This window comes from Kitasatospora sp. NPDC093679, from assembly GCF_040683455.1.
GTDB classification, from domain to species: domain Bacteria; phylum Actinomycetota; class Actinomycetes; order Streptomycetales; family Streptomycetaceae; genus Kitasatospora; species Kitasatospora arboriphila.
The window spans coordinates 1-16,819 of the sequence record NZ_JBFBDW010000005.1; the positions used below are offsets into that span (position 1 = coordinate 1).

Below are 16,819 nucleotides of genomic sequence, written 5' to 3' on the forward strand. Positions count from 1 at the left end.
GCACCGCGCCCCGGGCCGCGCCGGGCGGCCGGGTGGGGGGGGGGGGGGGGGCGCCGCCCCCCCCGCCCCCCGGCCGTACCGCACACCCGGGCACCCGCGCCCACGGGCCCGTTCCACTCCTCGGCCGCCCCCGTCCCACCCTTCGGCCGCCCCGCGCACTCCCCCGCGCGCCCCTGCTTGCAACTACTACGCTGAGTAGTCGACACCGGCGGCCGTTCCCCCGGCCGACCGGAGTCGCACCGTCCCCGCAGAGCCGTGAACGGAGGGATCACCACCGGGAAACGGACTGTGCCGAACTGCGCCGAATCGGTTGCACAGGACGGCTGCCGTCCATCACGATGCTGGTTGTGGGGGTTGGCCGACCGCCCGGTGGGGGCGGCGCGGACCGGCGGCGCGGAGTGTCCGCGGGCCGGTGGCGACAACGGTTATCACCTCACGCTCCGTGAGGGCCGACCCGGCCCGTGCACGCGACGGGGCCCGGACACCCACGGGCGACCCGCCGCCCCGAACCATTCCGAACGACGGCGCACTTCCCCCGGTGCCGTCACCCCAGCACCCGGCGCTGCCCTGACGCCGCGTGCTGAACGACAAAGGGCCCCGTTCCCCCGCGGGGCCCTTTGCCCTGTCCGCCGCCGGCACACCCGCCCCCGGCGCGCACCCGCCGTCGGCGGGCTCAGTCCTGCGGCTCGCGGGCGGGCACCACCGGCACGGGCAGCAGCGGCAGCCGCAGGGCGCCGAAGGCCCCCGCGGGCACCGCCGGCTGCTTCGGCTCGACCGCGGCGATCCGCCGGTAGCCCTCGCCCTGCGCGGGCCGCGGGTCCGCCTCGCCCTTGTTCGGCCACAGCGACATCGCCCGCTCGGCCTGCGCGGTGATCGTCAGCGACGGGTTGACGCCCAGGTTGGCGGAGACGGCGGCGCCGTCCACCACGTGGATGCCCGGGTGCCCGTACAGCCGGTGGTACGGGTCGATGACGCCGTGCTCGGCGTCCTCGCCGATCGGGCAGCCGCCGAGGAAGTGCGCCGTCATCGGCATCCGCATCAGCTCGCCCACGTTGGTGCCGGCGAAGCCGTTGATCTCGTCGGCGAGGATCCGCGCGGCCTCCTCGCCCTCGGGGATGTGCTCCGGGTTGGGCGCGCCGTGGCCCTGCCGCGCGGTGAGCAGGCCCCGGCCGATCCCCTTCGGCTTGCGGAAGGTGGTCAGCGAGTTGTCCAGCGACTGCATGACCAGGCCGATGATCGTCCGCTCCGACCAGCGGTACTTGGAGACGTTCCGGGCCGACAGCACCGGGTGGCGCACCGTGGTGGCCAGGTACGAGAGCAGGTTGGAGCGGCGGTGCGGGAACTGCAGGATGGTCATCAGGCCCATCGCGTTCGAGCCCTTGCCGTACCGGACCGGCTCGATGTGGGTGTTGTCGTTCGGGTGGATCGAGGACGTGATCGCCACACCGCGGCTGAAGTCCGCCCGGGGCGCACCGGTCTTGCGCCGGTAGCGGCGGTTGTCGGTGAGCGCGCCGACCAGCGACTCCGAGTTGGTGCGGGTGAGGAAGCCCAGCTTGGCGGAGATCCTCGGCAGGGCGCCCTCGTCCCGCATGGTGTGCAGCAGCGTCTGGGTGCCGTAGGTGCCGGCCGCGACGACCACCTGGCGGGCCTTCAGCACCGTGCGCGGGCCCTTGCGGCGCCGGTCGGTGGGCACCGTGGTGACGGCGTAGCCGCCGTCCGCCTCCTCGGCGAGGCCGACCACGGTGGTCAGCGGCCGCACCTCGGCGCCGGCCTGCTCGGCCAGGTAGAGGTAGTTCTCGACGAGCATGTTCTTGGCGCCGTGCCGGCAGCCGGTCATGCACTCGCCGCACTCGGTGCAGGCGCGGCGGGCCGGGCCCGCGCCGCCGAAGTACGGGTCGGGGACCTCGCTGCCGGGCGCGCCCTTCGCCGTGCCGTCGGCGTCCTTGCCGTCGCCGAAGAACACGCCGACCGGGGCCAGGTGGAAGGTGTCGCCGACGCCCATCCGCTCGGCGGTGGCCTTCAGGTGGGTGTCGGCGGCGGTCACCGTCGGGTTGAGCCGCACGCCGAGCATCCGCTGCGCCTGGTCGTAGTACGGGGCGAGCTCCTCCTGCCAGTCGGTGATGCCGCCCCACTGGCGGTCCTCGAAGAAGGCCTTCGGCGGCACGTACAGGGTGTTGGCGTAGTTGAGCGAGCCGCCGCCGACGCCCGCGCCGGCCAGCACCAGCACGTTGCTCAGCAGGTGGATGCGCTGGATGCCGTACAGGCCGAGGGCGGGCGCCCACAGGTAGTTGCGCAGGTCCCAGGAGTTCTTCGGCAGGCTGTCGGCCGACCAGCGGCGGCCGGCCTCCAGGACGGCGACCCGGTAGCCCTTCTCGGTGAGGCGCAGGGCGGAGACCGAGCCGCCGAAGCCCGAGCCGATCACCACCACGTCGTAGTCGAATCCGCCGTTGTCCGCCATGGTGCCGCTGCTCCTTCGAGGGTGGGGGTGGCCGCGGGGGCGACCGGGTGCGGGCCTACCGGAAGCCGAGGGCCTTCATCGCCCGGAGTCCGGTGGTCAGCAGCGCCGCGAAGCGCTCGTCGTCCAGCCCGTGCGAGGGGCCGATCGGCAGCAGCCGCTGGGTGGCGACGGTCTGCGCCTCGGTGAAGCGCAGGATGCCCTCGGCGCCGTGCCGCCGGCCCAGGCCGGAGTCGCCCATGCCGCCCATCGGGGAGGCGACCGAGCCGTAGGCGGCGGCGTACGCCTCGTTGACGTTGACGGTGCCGGTGTGCAGCCGGGCGGCGACGGCGCGGCCGCGGCGGGAGTCCTTCGTCCACACGCTGGAGTTCAGGCCGTAGGGGGTCGAGTTGGCGATCTCGACGGCCTCGTCCTCGCTGTCGAAGCGGTAGACGGAGACGACCGGGCCGAAGGTCTCCTCGGTGCAGACCGCCATGCCGGGGGTGACGCCGTCGAGGACGGTGGGCTCGTAGAAGAGCGGGCCGAGGTCGGGGCGGGGGCGGCCGCCGGCCAGCACGGTGGCGCCGGCCTTGACGGCCTCGTCGACGTGCCGGGTGACGGTCTCCAGCTGCCGGTCGGAGACCAGCGAGCCCATGTCGGCGCCGTAGGCGAGGCCGCCGCCGAGGCGCAGCGCCTTCGTCCGGGCGGTGAAGCGGGCGAGGAACTCGTCGGCGACCGAGCGGTGCACCAGCAGCCGCTCGATGGAGATGCACAGCTGGCCGGCCGAGGAGAAGCAGGCCCGCACGGCGCCCTCGGCGGCCCGGTCGAGGTCGGCGTCGGCGAGGACGAGCAGGGCGTTCTTGCCGCCGAGTTCGAGGGAGGCACCGACCAGCCGGCCGGCGGCCTGCTGGGCGACCTGCCGTCCGGTGCGGGTGGAGCCGGTGAAGGAGACGTAGTCGGCGTGCTCGACCACGGCCGGGCCGACCACCGGGCCGTCGCCGACCACGATCTGCCAGGCGTCGGCGGGCAGGCCGGCCTCGACGAGCAGCTCCCGGGCCCACAGCGCGGTGAGCGCGGTCTGCGTGTCCGGCTTGTTGACCACGGCGTTGCCGGCCGCGAAGGCGGGCAACGCGTCGCTGACGGACAGCTCCAGCGGGTAGTTCCAGGGCGAGATCTGGCCGATCACGCCCTTGGGGCGACGGCCCTCCAGGGTGTGGGTGAGCACCGGCAGGGCGCCGCCGCGGCGGCGGTCGCGCAGGTAGGAGGCGGCCTTGCGGCCGTAGTGCCGGGCGGCGGAGGCGGCGGCCAGCACCTCCTCGAAGGCGTGCAGGCGGGTCTTGCCGGTCTCGGCCTGGATCAGGTCGAGCACCTCGTCCTGCCGGGCCAGCAGCAGGTCGTGGAAGCGCAGCAGGACGGCGGCGCGGCGGCGGACGGGCAGCGCGGCCCAGGCCTGCTGGGCGCGGCGGGCCCGGCGGTAGGCCTCCTCGACGTCGGCCGGGGTGGACTGCGGCAGGCTCGCCAGCGGCTCGCCGGTGAGCGGGGCCGCGGTGACCACCGGTTCGGCGCCCTCGCCTGCGGTGATGCCGCGGGCGAGCCGTTCGACCAGGGCGGGCGTGACGGCCGAGGCGACCGTGCGGGCGCCGCCCGGGGCCGCGGGGTTGCGTCCGGCCTCGTCGGTGGCCGGGGCCTGTGCGTCTGCCGTGGTGTCCGTCATGCAGCGCAGCCTAGGCGTTCGCGGCCCGGATGTGTACCCGCCGGTAACACCCAATTTCCGTGACCGGGCGGACGCTCCCGGTGACGGTCAGCCCTCCACGGAGAAGTTGTTCAGCACGACGGTGAAGCGGCGCAGCGCGTCCTGCCAGTCCTTCTCGGGGGAGGCCACCAGCACGTCGTAGGAGGTGCCGTCCTCGGTGCGGAACTCCACCTCCTTGAGGTGGCGCCGGCCGGTGCCGTCCAGCGACTGGTAGCTGAACTCCCAGACCGCCGCCTCCTGGCCGTTCACCTTGATCCCGGCGAGGCTCTCCCGGCGGTAGGCCGGACGGTTCTTGGTGATGCTCTCCTCCATCTGCTCGAAGTGCTGGAGCGGAGTGAGCGGCTGACCGACCGTCACGGCGAACTGCAGGTAGTGCACCTTGTTGTCGGGGCTGTAGTAGATCTCGTTGTTGTCGGTGGTGCGCACCCACGCCTTGCCGCCGGTGGCGGCCGGCATCGGGAAGCGGAAGCCGGCCGGGTCCTGCTTCCAGCTGTAGCCGCTGGGTGCGGGGCCGGGGGTGTCGGACGGGCGGGTGGTCGGCACGGTGATCGGCGCCGTGCCGCTGGCGACGGGGTCCGGCTCCTCGCCGCCCCCGGGGTCGGAGTGCGTCTGCAGCACGTACGCGGTGACGGCCGCGGCGGCCAGCAGCAGGGCCAGACCGGCCAGCAGCAGCGGGCGCAGCCGTCGCGGGCGGGCGGGCGCGGCCGGCGCGGCGGGCAGCGGCTCGGCGGCGGACGCGGCCGGCCGGTGCGCGGTCGGGGCCGGAGCGTGCGGGGCCGGGGCCTGCGGCAGCGGGCCGTGCGGCGCGGGCTCGGGGACGGGCAGGGTGGGCGCGGTCGGCGGGTGCTCGGCGGTGCGCGCGGGCTTGTCGGTGCGGTCGACCACCGGCACGTGCTGGGTCGGCACCCGGTGCGCCGAGGCGGCCGGCCGGGCCTTCATGCCGAGGGTGTGCCCGGCGGTGACCTCGCGCAGCATCCGGGCGGCCTCGTCGGCGGTGGGCCGCTCGGCCGCGTCCTTGGCCATCAGCGCGGCCAGCACCGGGCCGAGCGCGCCGGCCCGGCGGGGCTCCGGCAGCGGGTCGCCGACCACCGCGGCCAGCGTGGTGAGCGGGGAGGTGCGGCGGAACGGCGACTCGCCCTCCACCGCGGCGTACAGCGTGGCCCCGAGGCCCCACAGGTCGGAGGCCGGGCCGGGGCGTTCGCCCTGGGCCCGCTCGGGCGCGAGGTAGTCCGGCGAGCCGACCAGGTCGCCGGGGCGGGTGAGTTCGGTGGAGCCCTCGAAGGTGGCGATGCCGAAGTCGAGCAGGACGACGCGGCCGGTGCCCTTCTCCAGCAGCACGTTGGCGGGCTTGACGTCGCGGTGCAGCACGCCGAGCTGGTGGCCGCGGTGCAGGGCGGCCAGCACCTGCAGGCCGACCTCGGCGGCCTCGCGCGGCGCGAGGGTGCCGTCCTGGCTGATCACGTCGGCCAGCGACCGGCCGTCGACCAGCTCCATCACGATCCAGGGGCGGCCGTCGTCCTCCAGCACGTCGTGGATGGTGATGACGCCGGGGTGCTTGATCCTGGCGGCGGCCCTGGCCTCCCGCTTCATGCGGGACTGCAGGATCTCCAGCTCCTCCTCGGGGAGGTGGTTGACGGTCAGCTCCTTGACCGCGACCTCGCGGTCGAGCATCTCGTCGCGGGCCCGCCAGACCGTGCCCATGCCGCCTCGGCCGAGCCGGTCCCCCAGGACGTACCGTCCGGCCAGTACCCGGCCGGTGTCCATGCCTTCCGACGACCGGTCCTGCACGCCCATGGCGACCGTTCCCCCATCCTCAGTCCACCGTCACCGTGACGGAGGTATCGGTGCACCGCAGACTCACCGCACGGACATCTTCTCAACCACACCGGGCCGGGTTGCGCCGGGGCCCGAAATGCACCGCTGCGCGCCCGGCACGGTCAGCCCGCCGCCAGGACGACCGCGGCGAGGGCCGCGACCAGCGCCAGCAGCACCCCGCCGACCAGCAGCGGGCCGAGCAGCGCGGGAGGCACCCGGGAGGGACCGCGGGGCACCGGCAGGTGTCCGCCGCCGTGCCGCCGCCCGCGCGGGTGCGGCACCACCGGGCCGGCCGGCCGCACCACCGGCAGCAGCGGCGCCTCCTCCTCGCCGGGGCCGAACGGCTCGGGCGCGCCGGCGAGCAGGGCGCGCACCCTGCGCTGGACGTCCTCGGCGGTGGGGCGCGCGGCCGGGCCGAGGTCGAGCAGTTCCTCGACGAGGCCGCGCAGCGGACCGCAGCCGTCGGCGGGGTAGCGCCGGCCGTCGCGGACGGCGGCGAGCAGCGTCGGCAGGTCGTCCTCGGGGTAGGGGCCGTGGCCGGTGAGCAGCCGGTAGAGCAGGACGCCGAGGGCCCAGCAGTCGCCGGGCGGGCCGGCGTCGGCGGGCCAGCGTTCGGCCAGCGGGCCGAGCAGGTCGGCGCGGGCCTCGTAGCGGCGGCGCGGCACCGACCCGGCGAGCTGGGCGCAGACCGCCTCCTGGGCGGCGCCGAGGAGCAGTCCGCCGAGCAGCGCGGCACCGTCCTCGCAGACCAGCACCGCCCCGGCGGTGACGTTGCCGTGGACCAGTCCGGCGCCGTGCAGGGCGCGCAGCGCCCCGGCGAGGTCGGCGGCCAGTTCGGCCACCCGGTACGGCGGCACCGGGCCGGTGTCGGCGAGTTCGTCGAGCGGTGCGCCGGCGACGCGCTCGGCGGCTACCCACAGCAGGTCGCCCTCGGCGGCCGCGCCGGTCTCGACGAGCAGCCGCGGGTGGCGCGGCGCGCGGTCGGCCAGCGCGGCGACGGGTCCGGCGAGCCGGTCGCCGCGGTGGTGGTCGGGTTCCTCGTACAGGTCGCCCGGTTCGCCGGCGACGAGCAGTTCGGGCAGGTCGAGGGCGTGCAGCAGGACCGGCGCGCCCGTGTGCACGTCCTGCGCGGGCAGGCCGGCTCCCGTCGGACGGTCCGTCACCCGGTACCGTCCGGCCACCAGCTGACCGGGGGCCGCTCGCATGTCCGACTTCCTCTCGCCCCGGCCAGGGTACGTCGCCGCGGCCGTAGGCTCGCGGTATGGACTGGACGGATCTGATCGATGTGGCCTTCGACGTGCTCGGCGGCGGCAACGGCCGGGAGGCCAGGAACGCCGCCGTGCGCACCGTGGAGGCCGTCGCGGTGCCCGGCGAGGAGCCGGTGGCGGCGACCGCCGGACGGCACCCGGACCACTTCCGCAGGGGCGCGCTGGTGCTGACCAGCCATCGGCTGCTCTTCCTCAAGGACGGCAAGCCGCCGCTGCCGGTTGCGCTGGGCGCGGTGACGGACGTGACGGTCGTCCGGACCCGGATCAACGGCGAGGTCCTGAAGGTGGTCGCGCTGACCGGGGCGCACCGCTTCGAGGACGTGGTGAAGGCGGAGCCGTTCGCCGAGCGGATCCGTGCCGTGGCGGTGGAGGCCCGCCGGCGGGAGGCCGGGGCGGCCGCGCCCGCCGCGGCGCCGCCCCCGGCGGACCTGCTGGACCAGCTGGAGCGGCTGGCGGCGCTGCACGGCGCGGGCGCCCTGACCGACGAGGAGTTCGCCCGGGCCAAGCGGCGGCTGATCGGCTGAACGCCCGGGCGTGGCGCGTCAGGGCGGGGTGCGTCAGGGCGCGGGCTGGAAGGTGGCGAAGCCGATGCTGCGGGCCGCCGAGTTCGCCGCCGAGTTCCAGTCCGCGTCGGTGCTCGTCCAGTAGAGGGCGTAGCCGTACTTGCCGCCGCCGGTGACGAAGCCGCGGTTGAGCGAGTGGTAGGGGGTGCCGCTGCCGAAGGTCCACTCCCAGTCGGCGGCGTTGGTCCAGTCCCGGTAGGTGACGGCCTTCAGCTGGATGCGCCGGTAGTTGCGGAAGGTCTGGTCGCGCTCGCTCTCCTGCCAGTCGGCGAGGGCGCTGTCGCCCGCGCCGACCTTCCAGTCGACCATCAGCTTGAGCCCGTTGCCCTGGAACTGTCGGCTGGTCTCGTCGTAGTCCTGGCCCTTGTCGGCCATCCAGTCGGGCAGCACGATCGAGAAGCCGGAGGCGTCGTGGACGGTCCGGTAGCCGGCCGGGACGGCGCCGTCCTTGCCGCCGGGCTCCGGGGCGCCGGGGACCGGGTTCCCCGGGGCGGGGGTGTTCGAGGGCTGGGTGCTCGGGGCGGCGGACGGCGTGCCCGGGGACGCCGACGCGGCGGCGGACGGCGTGCCGGCGGCGGGCGAGCCCTTGCCGCCGAGGGCGGGCGCGGCGGCGGAGGCCGCGGAGTCGAGGGACTTCCCGGTGTGCTTGCCGGCGTTCTTGCCGGACTCGCCGCCGCCGTCCTGCAGCAGCGCGATCGCGCCGACCAGAACGAGCACCAGCAGCAGCGCTCCGCCGGCCAGCAGCGCGGTGCGCGGGTTGCGCCGCTCGCGGGGCACGACCGGGAGGGCCTCGGTGGGCGGCGCCGGCGGCAGCGCGGACGCGGCCGCGGCCGTCGCCGCTGCGGTGCCGGCCCCGGCGGGTATCGCCTCGGCCGAACGGCTGCCGACCCGGACGGTGCCGACCCCGCCGCGCTGCGGCGGCGCGGACCGGTCGGCGCCACCCGCCGCGGCCGCACCGGCGGGTGCGGAGGCCGGCGGGGCGGTGGGCTCGGCGGTGGGCTTCCCGGACGGCTTCGCGGTGCCGGCCGCGGCAGCCGCGGCAGCGGCCGCCGGCGCCGCCGTGGTGCGCTCGGCACCGGCCAGCGGGACGGCCTGCTGGGTGGTGGCCTCGGCCCGGGCGGTGGACTCGGCGACGATCCGCCGCAGCTGGGCGCGGGTCGCCGAGGCGTCCAGGCGCCGGTCCGGGTCCTTCTCCAGCAGCCCCTCGATGACCGGCCGCAGCGGGCCGGCGTTGAGCGGCGGGGCGAGGTCCTCGGTCATCACGGCGGTGAGCGTGGCGAGCGCCGATCCGCGGTCGTACGGGGGCTTGCCCTCGACCATGGAGTAGAGCGTGCCGCCGAGCGACCACATGTCGGCCGGCGGGCCGGGCTTCCTGCCCTTGGCCCGCTCCGGCGAGATGTACGAGGGGGCGCCGACCAGCATGCCGGTGGAGGTGACGGAAGTGTCGCCCTCGACGCTCGCGATGCCGAAGTCGGTGAGCACCACCCGGCCGTCGTCGCCGATCAGCACGTTGGACGGCTTGACGTCGCGGTGCAGGATGCCGTGCTCGTGGGCGGCGCAGAGCACGCCCAGCACGTCGAGGGCGATCGCGGCGGCGCGGGCGGGCTCCAGCGGGCCGTCGTCCTTGATGACGTCGGCGAGGGAGCGGGACTCGACCAGCTCCATGACGATCCAGGGCCGCTCGTCCTCCTCGACCACGTCGAAGACGGTGACGGCGGCGGTGTGCCGGATCCGCGCGGTGGCCTTGGCCTCGCGCAGGGTCCGGACGATCAGGCGGTGCTTCTCGTCCTCGTCGACGGCGTCGGTCATCCGCAGTTCCTTGACCGCGACGATCCGGCCGAGCATCTCGTCCTCGGCCCGCCAGACCGTGCCCATCCCGCCACGGCCGAGGACGTCGTTCAAGCGGTACCGGCCGGCGAGCAGACGGCCGGTGGGCTCCTGCGGCTGCGTCATCGGTGCGCTCCCCCATGTGTTGCTGGCCGTGTGGTCATGACGGCGCGTCCGGCCGCAGCGGGCGGCGCACCCGGGGCTCAGAACGCCAAGTGCCCATCATCCCCTGTCGCTTCGGCCCGGGACCAATCGGCCCCACGCCCTTCGGACGGTCCGCGGCCGGCCCGCGTCCCGTTCGTGGCCGAAAAAGCACTGGCGCACGCGGATCGATCGTCCCAACGGCTCGCACGCGTTCACGAATTCTCCCACTCCGGTGCACGATCACTCCACGCGGGATACCGTGCTGACACACCGTCACCACGCTCCGGCGGCCGCCGGCCGGCACGCCGGAGCCCCCGGCCGGGACGGCCGGGGGCTCCGGGGGCAGCAGCAGCGGCGGATCAGCCGTGCAGCGCCGGGTTGACGGTGACCTCGACCCGCTGGAACTCCTTGAGCTCCGAGTAGCCGGTGGTGGCCATGGCCCGGCGCAGCGCGCCGAAGAGGTTCATGGTGCCGTCCGGGGTGTGCGACGGGCCGGTGAGGATCTCCGCGGTGGTGCCCACGGTGCCCAGGTCGACCTTCTTGCCGCGCGGGACGTCGTCGTGCACGGCCTCCATGCCCCAGTGGTGGCCCTTGCCGGGCGCGTCGGTGGCACGGGCCAGCGCCGCGCCGATCATCACCGCGTCCGCGCCGCAGGCGACGGCCTTGGCGATGTCGCCGCTGTAGCCGACGCCGCCGTCCGCGATGACGTGCACGTAGCGGCCGCCGGACTCGTCCATGTAGTCGCGGCGGGCCGCCGCCACGTCGGCGACCGCGGTGGCCATGGGCACCTGGATGCCCAGCACGTTGCGGGTGGTGTGGGCGGCGCCGCCGCCGAAGCCGACCAGCACGCCGGCCGCGCCGGTGCGCATCAGGTGCAGCGCCGCGGTGTAGGTGGCGCAGCCGCCGACGATGACCGGCACGTCGAGCTCGTAGATGAACTGCTTGAGGTTGAGCGGCTCGGCGGCCGAGGAGACGTGCTCGGCGGAGACGGTCGTGCCGCGGATCACGAACACGTCCACGCCGGCGTCGACGACGGCCTTGGAGAACTCGGCGGTGCGCTGCGGCGAGAGGGCGGCGGCGGTGACCACGCCGGAGTCGCGGACCTCCTTGATCCGCTGCCCGATCAGCTCGGCCTTGATCGGCTCGGCGTAGATCTCCTGCAGGCGGCGGGTGGCGTCGGCCTCGTCGGAGATGCCGGCGATCTCCTCCAGCAGCGGCTGCGGGTCCTCGTAACGGGTCCAGAGGCCTTCGAGGTTGAGCACGCCGAGGCCGCCGAGCTTGCCGATGGCGATGGCCTGCTGCGGCGAGACCACGCTGTCCATCGGGGCCGCCAGGAAGGGCAGCTCGAAGCGGTAGGCGTCGATCTGCCAGGCGATCGAGACCTCCTTCGGGTCCCGCGTACGGCGGCTGGGGACGACGGCGATGTCGTCGAAGGCGTACGCCCGGCGGCCGCGCTTGCCTCGCCCGATCTCGATCTCAGTCACTTCGAGCCCTTCTGCTGCTGTGCATCTGCCGGCCGGGTCACCCCGGCCGCCCCCCAGTATCCCGCACCGGTCCCGGCGGCCGCCCCACCGTCCGCGACACGGGCATGCGCGAGGGGCGCGCGGGGAGACCTCCCCGCGCGCCCCTGGGGGTGCGGCCGTGCCGGTCGCTCAGCGGCTGCTGTAGTTCGGCGCCTCGACGGTCATCTGGATGTCGTGCGGGTGGCTCTCCTTGAGGCCGGCCGCGGTGATCCGGACGAACCGGCCCTTGCTCTCCATCTCGGCGACGGTGGCCGCGCCGACGTAGCCCATGGTCTGCCGCAGGCCGCCGACCAGCTGGTGCAGCACCGCGGACAGCGGGCCGCGGTAGGGCACCTGGCCCTCGATGCCCTCGGGCACGAGCTTGTCGTCCGAGGCGACCTCGGCCTGGAAGTAGCGGTCCTTGGAGTAGGAGCGGCCCTGGCCGCGGGACTGCATCGCGCCGAGCGAGCCCATGCCGCGGTAGGACTTGTACTGCTTGCCGTTGATGAACTGCAGCTCGCCGGGCGACTCCTCGCAGCCGGCCAGCAGCGAGCCGAGCATCACGGTGTCGGCGCCGGCGGCGAGCGCCTTGCCGATGTCGCCGGAGTACTGCAGGCCGCCGTCGCCGATCACCGGCACGCCGGCCGCGCGGCAGGCGAGGGCGGCCTCGTAGATGGCGGTGATCTGCGGCACGCCGATGCCGGCGACCACGCGGGTGGTGCAGATGGAGCCGGGGCCGACGCCGACCTTGACGCCGTCGACACCGGCGTCGATCAGCGCCTGGGCGCCGTCGCGGGTGGCGACGTTGCCGCCGATGACGTCGACCTTGACCGCGGCCTTGATCTTGGCGATCCAGGCGAGGGCGTTGTGGCTGTGGCCGTGCGAGGTGTCGACGACCAGGAAGTCGACGCCGGCGCCGACCAGGGCCTGGGCGCGGTCGAAGGCCTCGGCGGAGGCGCCGACGGCGGCGCCGACCAGCAGGCGGCCCTCGGAGTCCTTGGCGGCGTTCGGGTACTGCTCGGCCTTGACGAAGTCCTTGACCGTGATGAGGCCCTTGATCCGGCCGTCCTCGTCGACCAGGGGCAGCTTCTCGATCTTGTGGCGGCGGAGCAGCGCCATGGCGTCCTCGCCGGAGATGCCGACCTTGCCGGTGATCAGCGGCATCGGGGTCATGATCTCGCGGACCTGGCGGGTGCGGTCCGACTCGAAGGCCATGTCGCGGTTGGTGACGATGCCCAGCAGGCGGCCCTCGGGGTCGGCCACCGGCACGCCGCTGATCCGGAACCGCGCGCAGAGGGCGTCGGCCTCGGCGAGGGTGGCCTCCGGGCCGACGGTGATCGGGTCGGCGACCATGCCGGACTCGGAGCGCTTGACGAGGTCGACCTGGCCGACCTGGTCCTCGATCGACAGGTTGCGGTGCAGCACGCCGACGCCGCCCTGGCGGGCCATGGCGATGGCCATCCGGGACTCGGTGACCTTGTCCATCGCCGCCGAGAGCAGCGGGATGTTCACCCGGACGTTGCGGGAGACCCGCGAGGAGGTGTCGACCTGGTTCGGCAGCACCTCGGAGGCCCCGGGCAGCAGCAGGACGTCGTCGTACGTGAGTCCGAGCATCGCGAACTTCTCGGGTACGCCTGCGGCGTTGTAAGACATTGTGTGGGGACCTTCCGTGGCGGCCGTTGATCTGATCGCTTCCGGCTGAGGGTGTCCGGAGCATTGGTCTCAGGAGGGCGGGGCGTCGGCCTGGGTCAGGACCGTCGCCGCACCCGCGCGCACCGGCACGGGCGGACCGCCAAGACGCCGCAATGCTTGGAGGTTCCTCCAAGGGAACCCCGGTCGCACCCACGAAACTTTGGCGACCTGCCCAGGCGCCGATACCTCATGGTACTGGTGTCCGGAGTGTCGGTTGGCGCTCTCCTTGACAACGCAGAAGTCAGGAGGACTCTTCCGCGAGCGCGCGAAGTCGGCTGAGCGCGCGGTGCTGGGCGACCCGGACGGCGCCCGGGGACATCCCGAGCACCTCGCCGGTCTCCTCCGCGGACAGTCCGGCGGCCACCCTCAGCAGCACGAGTTCGCGCTGGCGGGCCGGCAGGTTGGAGAGCAGTTCCTTGATCCAGGCGGCGTCGCTGCTGAGCAGGGCGCGCTCCTCCGGGCCGAGCGACTCGTCCGGGGTCTCCGGCAGGTCGTCGGGCGGGATCACGGTGGAACCGGGGCCGCGCATCGCGGCCCGCTGCAGGTCGGCGATCTTGTGCGCGGCGATGCCGTACACGAAGGCCTCGAACGGCCGGCCCTCGTCGCGGTAGCGCGGCAGTGCGCAGAGCACCGCCACGCAGACCTCCTGCACCACGTCGTCCACGTGGTGCCGGGCGCCGCCGGGCAGCCGGACGAGCCGGCCCCGGCAGTAGCGCAGCGCCAGCGGGTGGACGTAGGCGAGCAGGGCGTCCACGGCCGGGCCCTCGCCGGCGACGGCGGCCGCCACGACCTCGTTCAGCTGGGGCGACGCCCCGCCGCCGAGCACGGGTCGGCGCGGTGCGCCGGTGTCCGCGTACGACGCATCGCCCGGACCGCCGGGCGGAGCCGGGTCGGGCCGGGCCTCGCCGGGGGCTGCGGCCTCGTCGTCACGCATCGGTCCATGGTGCCTGGTCGTTCCGGCGAACGCGGCACCGCGTCCGGAGTTGTGCATCGGAACGTTATGCGTGATCGCCGTACCCACCGCACCGCCTCCCGCCCCTGTGCCCGTCGTTCCTGCTGCGGCTGCACTCGTCTCCGCAGTACCCGTCCGCTGGTTCCCGAGGTGCTCCACTCCTCCATGGTGCAGCCTCGGGACCACGACGTCACACGTCCGGGCCCGGGGAGCCGCGGCGCGGCCGCCCCGTCAGCGGACCAGGCCCCAGCGGAAGCCGAGCGCCACGGCGTGCGCGCGGTCCGACGCGCCGAGCTTCTTGAACAGGCGCCGGGCGTGCGTCTTGACCGTGTCCTCGGAGAGGAACAGCTCGCGCCCGATCTCCGCGTTGCTCCGGCCGTGGCTCATGCCCTCCAGCACCTGGATCTCACGGGCCGTCAGCGTCGGCGCCGCCCCCATGTCGGGGCTGCGCAGCCGGCGCGGCGCGAGCCGCCACGTCGGGTCCGCGAGCGCCTGGGTGACGGTGGCCCGCAGTTCGGCGCGCGAGGCGTCCTTGTGCAGGTAGCCGCGGGCGCCGGCGGCGACCGCGAGCGCCACGCCGTCCAGGTCCTCGGCGACGGTGAGCATGATGATGCGGGCGCCCGGGTCGGCGGACAGCAGCCGCCTGACCGTCTCCACCCCGCCGAGGCCGGGCATCCGGACGTCCATCAGAACGAGATCGGAGCGGTCGGCCACCCAGCGGCGGAGGACCTCCTCACCGTTCGTCGCAGTGGTCACCCGGTCGACGCCGGGCACGGTCGCGACCGCTCGGCGAAGCGCCTCCCGGGCGAGCGGGGAATCGTCGCAGACGAGTACGGATGTCATGACCGTCCTCCGCAGCTGATCCGCGTCACGTTGAGCCTCCTGGCTGGTACGAAACCTCTCCGACACGGCCGACTGGCGACGGACCCCGTTCTGATCGCCGATGCCACCGCGATCGTTCCCGACGTCCAGCGCTTGCTAACCGCCTCCGTACATCCAACGACCGTCACTCGAATGAGTTACGGCCTTCGGGGCCATCACCACCACTGTACGTGGCCGACCCATCACGGATCATGCGCCTCGCGGTGCACGCGCCGCAGATTCGTGCAGCGGACGCGCGGTCCGCGTGGTGCGCACCCGGCGCCCCGGGCCCGCACCCGGGGACGGCCGGCGCACTGCCACCCGATTGCCACGCGGAGCCTGACCACCACCATGCCCTGTTTGTCCGTTTTTATAGCTTCTATACGGTCATTGACTGTTGTGTCGGTGTGTGGGTGACTTGTCCTGTTGGGAGCCGTAAGTCATATTTCCAGGTGTCCGTACCGGCCCCGAGCAGCCTCGCCGCAGCGGGCGGGCCCCGAGACCTTTTTGCAACCGCGTCGATCCGAGCCCGAGTCCTGAGTCATTGAAGGGAATGAGCCATGGCAGATTTCTCCCGCCTCCCCGGCCCCAACGCAGACCTCTGGGACTGGCAGCTCTCCGCCGCCTGCCGCGGCGTCGACAGTTCTCTCTTCTTCCACCCCGAGGGCGAGCGCGGGGCCGCGCGCAGCTCGCGCGAGGCCAGTGCCAAGGAGGTCTGCATGCGGTGCCCCGTGCGGGCCGAGTGCGCGGCACACGCCCTGGCCGTCCGGGAGCCGTACGGCGTGTGGGGCGGACTGACCGAGGACGAGCGCGAGGAGCTGCTGGGCCGCTCGCGGAACAGGCAGCTGGCCGAGGTGCCGCTGGCGATGCCGGCGAACGTCCGGCAGTGACGCGCGGCCAGGGCTCGGCGCAGCGGGATCCGGCCGGACCGGCCATGAAGAAACGTTTCAGCGGCGACCAGGACGGACGGCTGCCGACCGATCAGCGGGCGGCGGCCGCTGCCGCCAGCTGATCCAACATCAGCCCCACCGCGGGCACCCCCGCCAGGTCCGGCAGGGTCAGCGCGACCACCTCCCGGCGCACCGGCTCGCCCGCGGCCGTCTCCAGCGGCACCACCGCCACCCCGTCGCGCCGCACCGCGTCCAGCGCCATGCCCGGCAGCACCGCCACCCCCAGTCCGGCCGCCACCAGGCCCACCACCGCGGGGTAGTCGTCGGTCGCGAAGTCGATCCGGGGCTGGAAGCCGGCACCCGCGCACAGCTCCACCAGGTGGCCCCGGCACTGCGGACAGCCCGCGATCCACTGCTCGTCCGCCAGCTCGCCCACCCCCACCGGGACGCCGTCCCGGCCCGCGAGCCGGTGCCCGGCCGGCACCAGCACCACCATCGGGTCGTCCAGCAGCGGCTGCACCACCAGGTCGGACCAGTCGGTCGCGGCCGCGGACGCCGCGGCCTCCAGCGTTGCCTCGGCCCTGGCCTCGCGGGCCGAGGCGTGCGGGGACGGCACCACCGCAGCACCGCCCTGCGAGTCCGGGTAGCGGAACGCCAGCGCCACCTCGCACTCCCCCGCCCGCACCATCGCCGGGGACTCCGGCGGCTCGGCCTCGACCAGCGACACGCGCATGCCCGGGCGCGCCGCCCGGAGCTGGGCCACCGCCTTCGGCACCAGCGTGGAGCTCGCCGTCGGGAAGGACACCAGGCGCACCCGGCCCGAGCGGAGGCCGGCGATCGCCGCGACCTCCTCCTCCGCGGCGGACAGGCCCGCCAGGATGCCGGAGGCGTGCTTCAGCAGCACCTCGCCGGCCTCGCTGAGTTGCATGCCCTTGCCGGAGCGGACCACCAGCGGGGTGGCCACCGACTTCTCCAGGGCCTTCATCTGCTGGCTCACGGCGGGCTGGGTGCAGCCCAGCTCGCGCGCGGCGGCGGAGAAGGAACCGGTGCGGGCGACAGCGCGGAGCACTCGGAGGTGGCGGGCCTCGATCATGGCTCAGTTATAAGCCACCCTTTGA

At 74.5% G+C, this 16,819-nt stretch carries 12 protein-coding genes; 2 read left to right on the forward strand and 10 right to left on the reverse strand.

Annotated features, from left to right (window positions below; translation table 11 throughout):
• Positions 1-673: 673 nt before the first annotated feature.
• The 4 genes from AB0O09_RS06015 to AB0O09_RS06030 form a co-directional block, all read right to left on the reverse strand.
• Positions 674-2,458 (reverse strand): GMC family oxidoreductase, encoded by a 1,785-nt coding sequence (locus tag AB0O09_RS06015; RefSeq protein WP_363540422.1) that lies wholly within the window; start codon positions 2,456-2,458, stop codon positions 674-676.
• Positions 2,459-2,513: 55 nt separating this feature from the next.
• Positions 2,514-4,148, reverse strand: a complete 1,635-nt coding sequence (locus AB0O09_RS06020) for a succinic semialdehyde dehydrogenase (protein ID WP_363540423.1) — start codon at positions 4,146-4,148, stop codon at positions 2,514-2,516.
• 87 nt (positions 4,149-4,235) lie between these two features.
• Positions 4,236-5,981: a serine/threonine-protein kinase gene (locus AB0O09_RS06025; protein WP_363540424.1), complete on the reverse strand. Its 1,746-nt coding sequence runs from the start codon at positions 5,979-5,981 to the stop codon at positions 4,236-4,238.
• A 143-nt stretch (positions 5,982-6,124) separates the two neighbouring features.
• A complete protein-coding gene (locus tag AB0O09_RS06030) occupies positions 6,125-7,207 on the reverse strand; it encodes a hypothetical protein (protein ID WP_363540425.1) in 1,083 nt (360 codons plus the stop codon).
• Positions 7,208-7,263: 56 nt separating this feature from the next.
• On the opposite strand from AB0O09_RS06030, the gene AB0O09_RS06035 reads away from it, so the two are divergent.
• Positions 7,264-7,794, forward strand: coding sequence for an SHOCT domain-containing protein (locus tag AB0O09_RS06035; RefSeq protein WP_363540426.1), 531 nt, complete (start codon positions 7,264-7,266; stop codon positions 7,792-7,794).
• Between the two features lie 33 nt (positions 7,795-7,827).
• Here AB0O09_RS06035 and AB0O09_RS06040 read toward each other — a convergent pair whose 3' ends face one another.
• The 5 genes from AB0O09_RS06040 to AB0O09_RS06060 all read right to left on the reverse strand — a co-directional run bounded on the left by AB0O09_RS06040 (position 7,828) and on the right by AB0O09_RS06060 (position 14,793).
• Positions 7,828-9,786, reverse strand: a complete 1,959-nt coding sequence (locus AB0O09_RS06040) for a protein kinase (protein WP_363540427.1) — start codon at positions 9,784-9,786, stop codon at positions 7,828-7,830.
• Between the two features lie 377 nt (positions 9,787-10,163).
• On the reverse strand, positions 10,164-11,288 hold the full coding sequence (locus AB0O09_RS06045) for a GuaB3 family IMP dehydrogenase-related protein (RefSeq protein WP_363540428.1): 1,125 nt from the start codon (positions 11,286-11,288) through the stop codon (positions 10,164-10,166).
• Between the two features lie 168 nt (positions 11,289-11,456).
• Positions 11,457-12,959, reverse strand: coding sequence for an IMP dehydrogenase (gene guaB / locus AB0O09_RS06050; RefSeq protein ID WP_363540429.1), 1,503 nt, complete (start codon positions 12,957-12,959; stop codon positions 11,457-11,459).
• 280 nt (positions 12,960-13,239) lie between these two features.
• Positions 13,240-13,932, reverse strand: coding sequence for an RNA polymerase sigma factor ShbA (gene shbA, locus AB0O09_RS06055; RefSeq protein ID WP_363540430.1), 693 nt, complete (start codon positions 13,930-13,932; stop codon positions 13,240-13,242).
• Between the two features lie 249 nt (positions 13,933-14,181).
• Positions 14,182-14,793, reverse strand: coding sequence for a response regulator transcription factor (locus AB0O09_RS06060; protein ID WP_014136228.1), 612 nt, complete (start codon positions 14,791-14,793; stop codon positions 14,182-14,184).
• Positions 14,794-15,371: 578 nt separating this feature from the next.
• Here AB0O09_RS06060 and AB0O09_RS06065 point away from each other — a divergent pair.
• On the forward strand, positions 15,372-15,701 hold the full coding sequence (locus tag AB0O09_RS06065; RefSeq protein WP_030263366.1) for a WhiB family transcriptional regulator: 330 nt from the start codon (positions 15,372-15,374) through the stop codon (positions 15,699-15,701).
• 91 nt (positions 15,702-15,792) lie between these two features.
• On the opposite strand, the gene AB0O09_RS06070 is transcribed toward AB0O09_RS06065, so the two are convergent.
• Complete coding sequence (locus AB0O09_RS06070) at positions 15,793-16,794, reverse strand: LysR family transcriptional regulator (RefSeq protein WP_363540431.1); 1,002 nt, start codon at positions 16,792-16,794, stop codon at positions 15,793-15,795.
• Positions 16,795-16,819: the final 25 nt, after the last annotated feature.

What these genes read in the sequence shown, in the direction of transcription:
- AB0O09_RS06015 (WP_363540422.1), bottom strand. Translation starts at nt 2,458, where the DNA reads ATGGCGGACAACGGCGGATTCGACTACGACGTGGTGGTGATCGGCTCG.
- AB0O09_RS06020 (WP_363540423.1), bottom strand. Translation starts at nt 4,148, where the DNA reads ATGACGGACACCACGGCAGACGCACAGGCCCCGGCCACCGACGAGGCC.
- AB0O09_RS06025 (WP_363540424.1), bottom strand. Translation starts at nt 5,981, where the DNA reads ATGGGCGTGCAGGACCGGTCGTCGGAAGGCATGGACACCGGCCGGGTA.
- AB0O09_RS06030 (WP_363540425.1), bottom strand. Translation starts at nt 7,207, where the DNA reads ATGCGAGCGGCCCCCGGTCAGCTGGTGGCCGGACGGTACCGGGTGACG.
- AB0O09_RS06035 (WP_363540426.1), top strand. Translation starts at nt 7,264, where the DNA reads ATGGACTGGACGGATCTGATCGATGTGGCCTTCGACGTGCTCGGCGGC.
- AB0O09_RS06040 (WP_363540427.1), bottom strand. Translation starts at nt 9,786, where the DNA reads ATGACGCAGCCGCAGGAGCCCACCGGCCGTCTGCTCGCCGGCCGGTAC.
- guaB (WP_363540429.1), bottom strand. Translation starts at nt 12,959, where the DNA reads ATGTCTTACAACGCCGCAGGCGTACCCGAGAAGTTCGCGATGCTCGGA.
- shbA (WP_363540430.1), bottom strand. Translation starts at nt 13,932, where the DNA reads ATGCGTGACGACGAGGCCGCAGCCCCCGGCGAGGCCCGGCCCGACCCG.
- AB0O09_RS06060 (WP_014136228.1), bottom strand. Translation starts at nt 14,793, where the DNA reads ATGACATCCGTACTCGTCTGCGACGATTCCCCGCTCGCCCGGGAGGCG.
- AB0O09_RS06065 (WP_030263366.1), top strand. Translation starts at nt 15,372, where the DNA reads ATGGCAGATTTCTCCCGCCTCCCCGGCCCCAACGCAGACCTCTGGGAC.
- AB0O09_RS06070 (WP_363540431.1), bottom strand. Translation starts at nt 16,794, where the DNA reads ATGATCGAGGCCCGCCACCTCCGAGTGCTCCGCGCTGTCGCCCGCACC.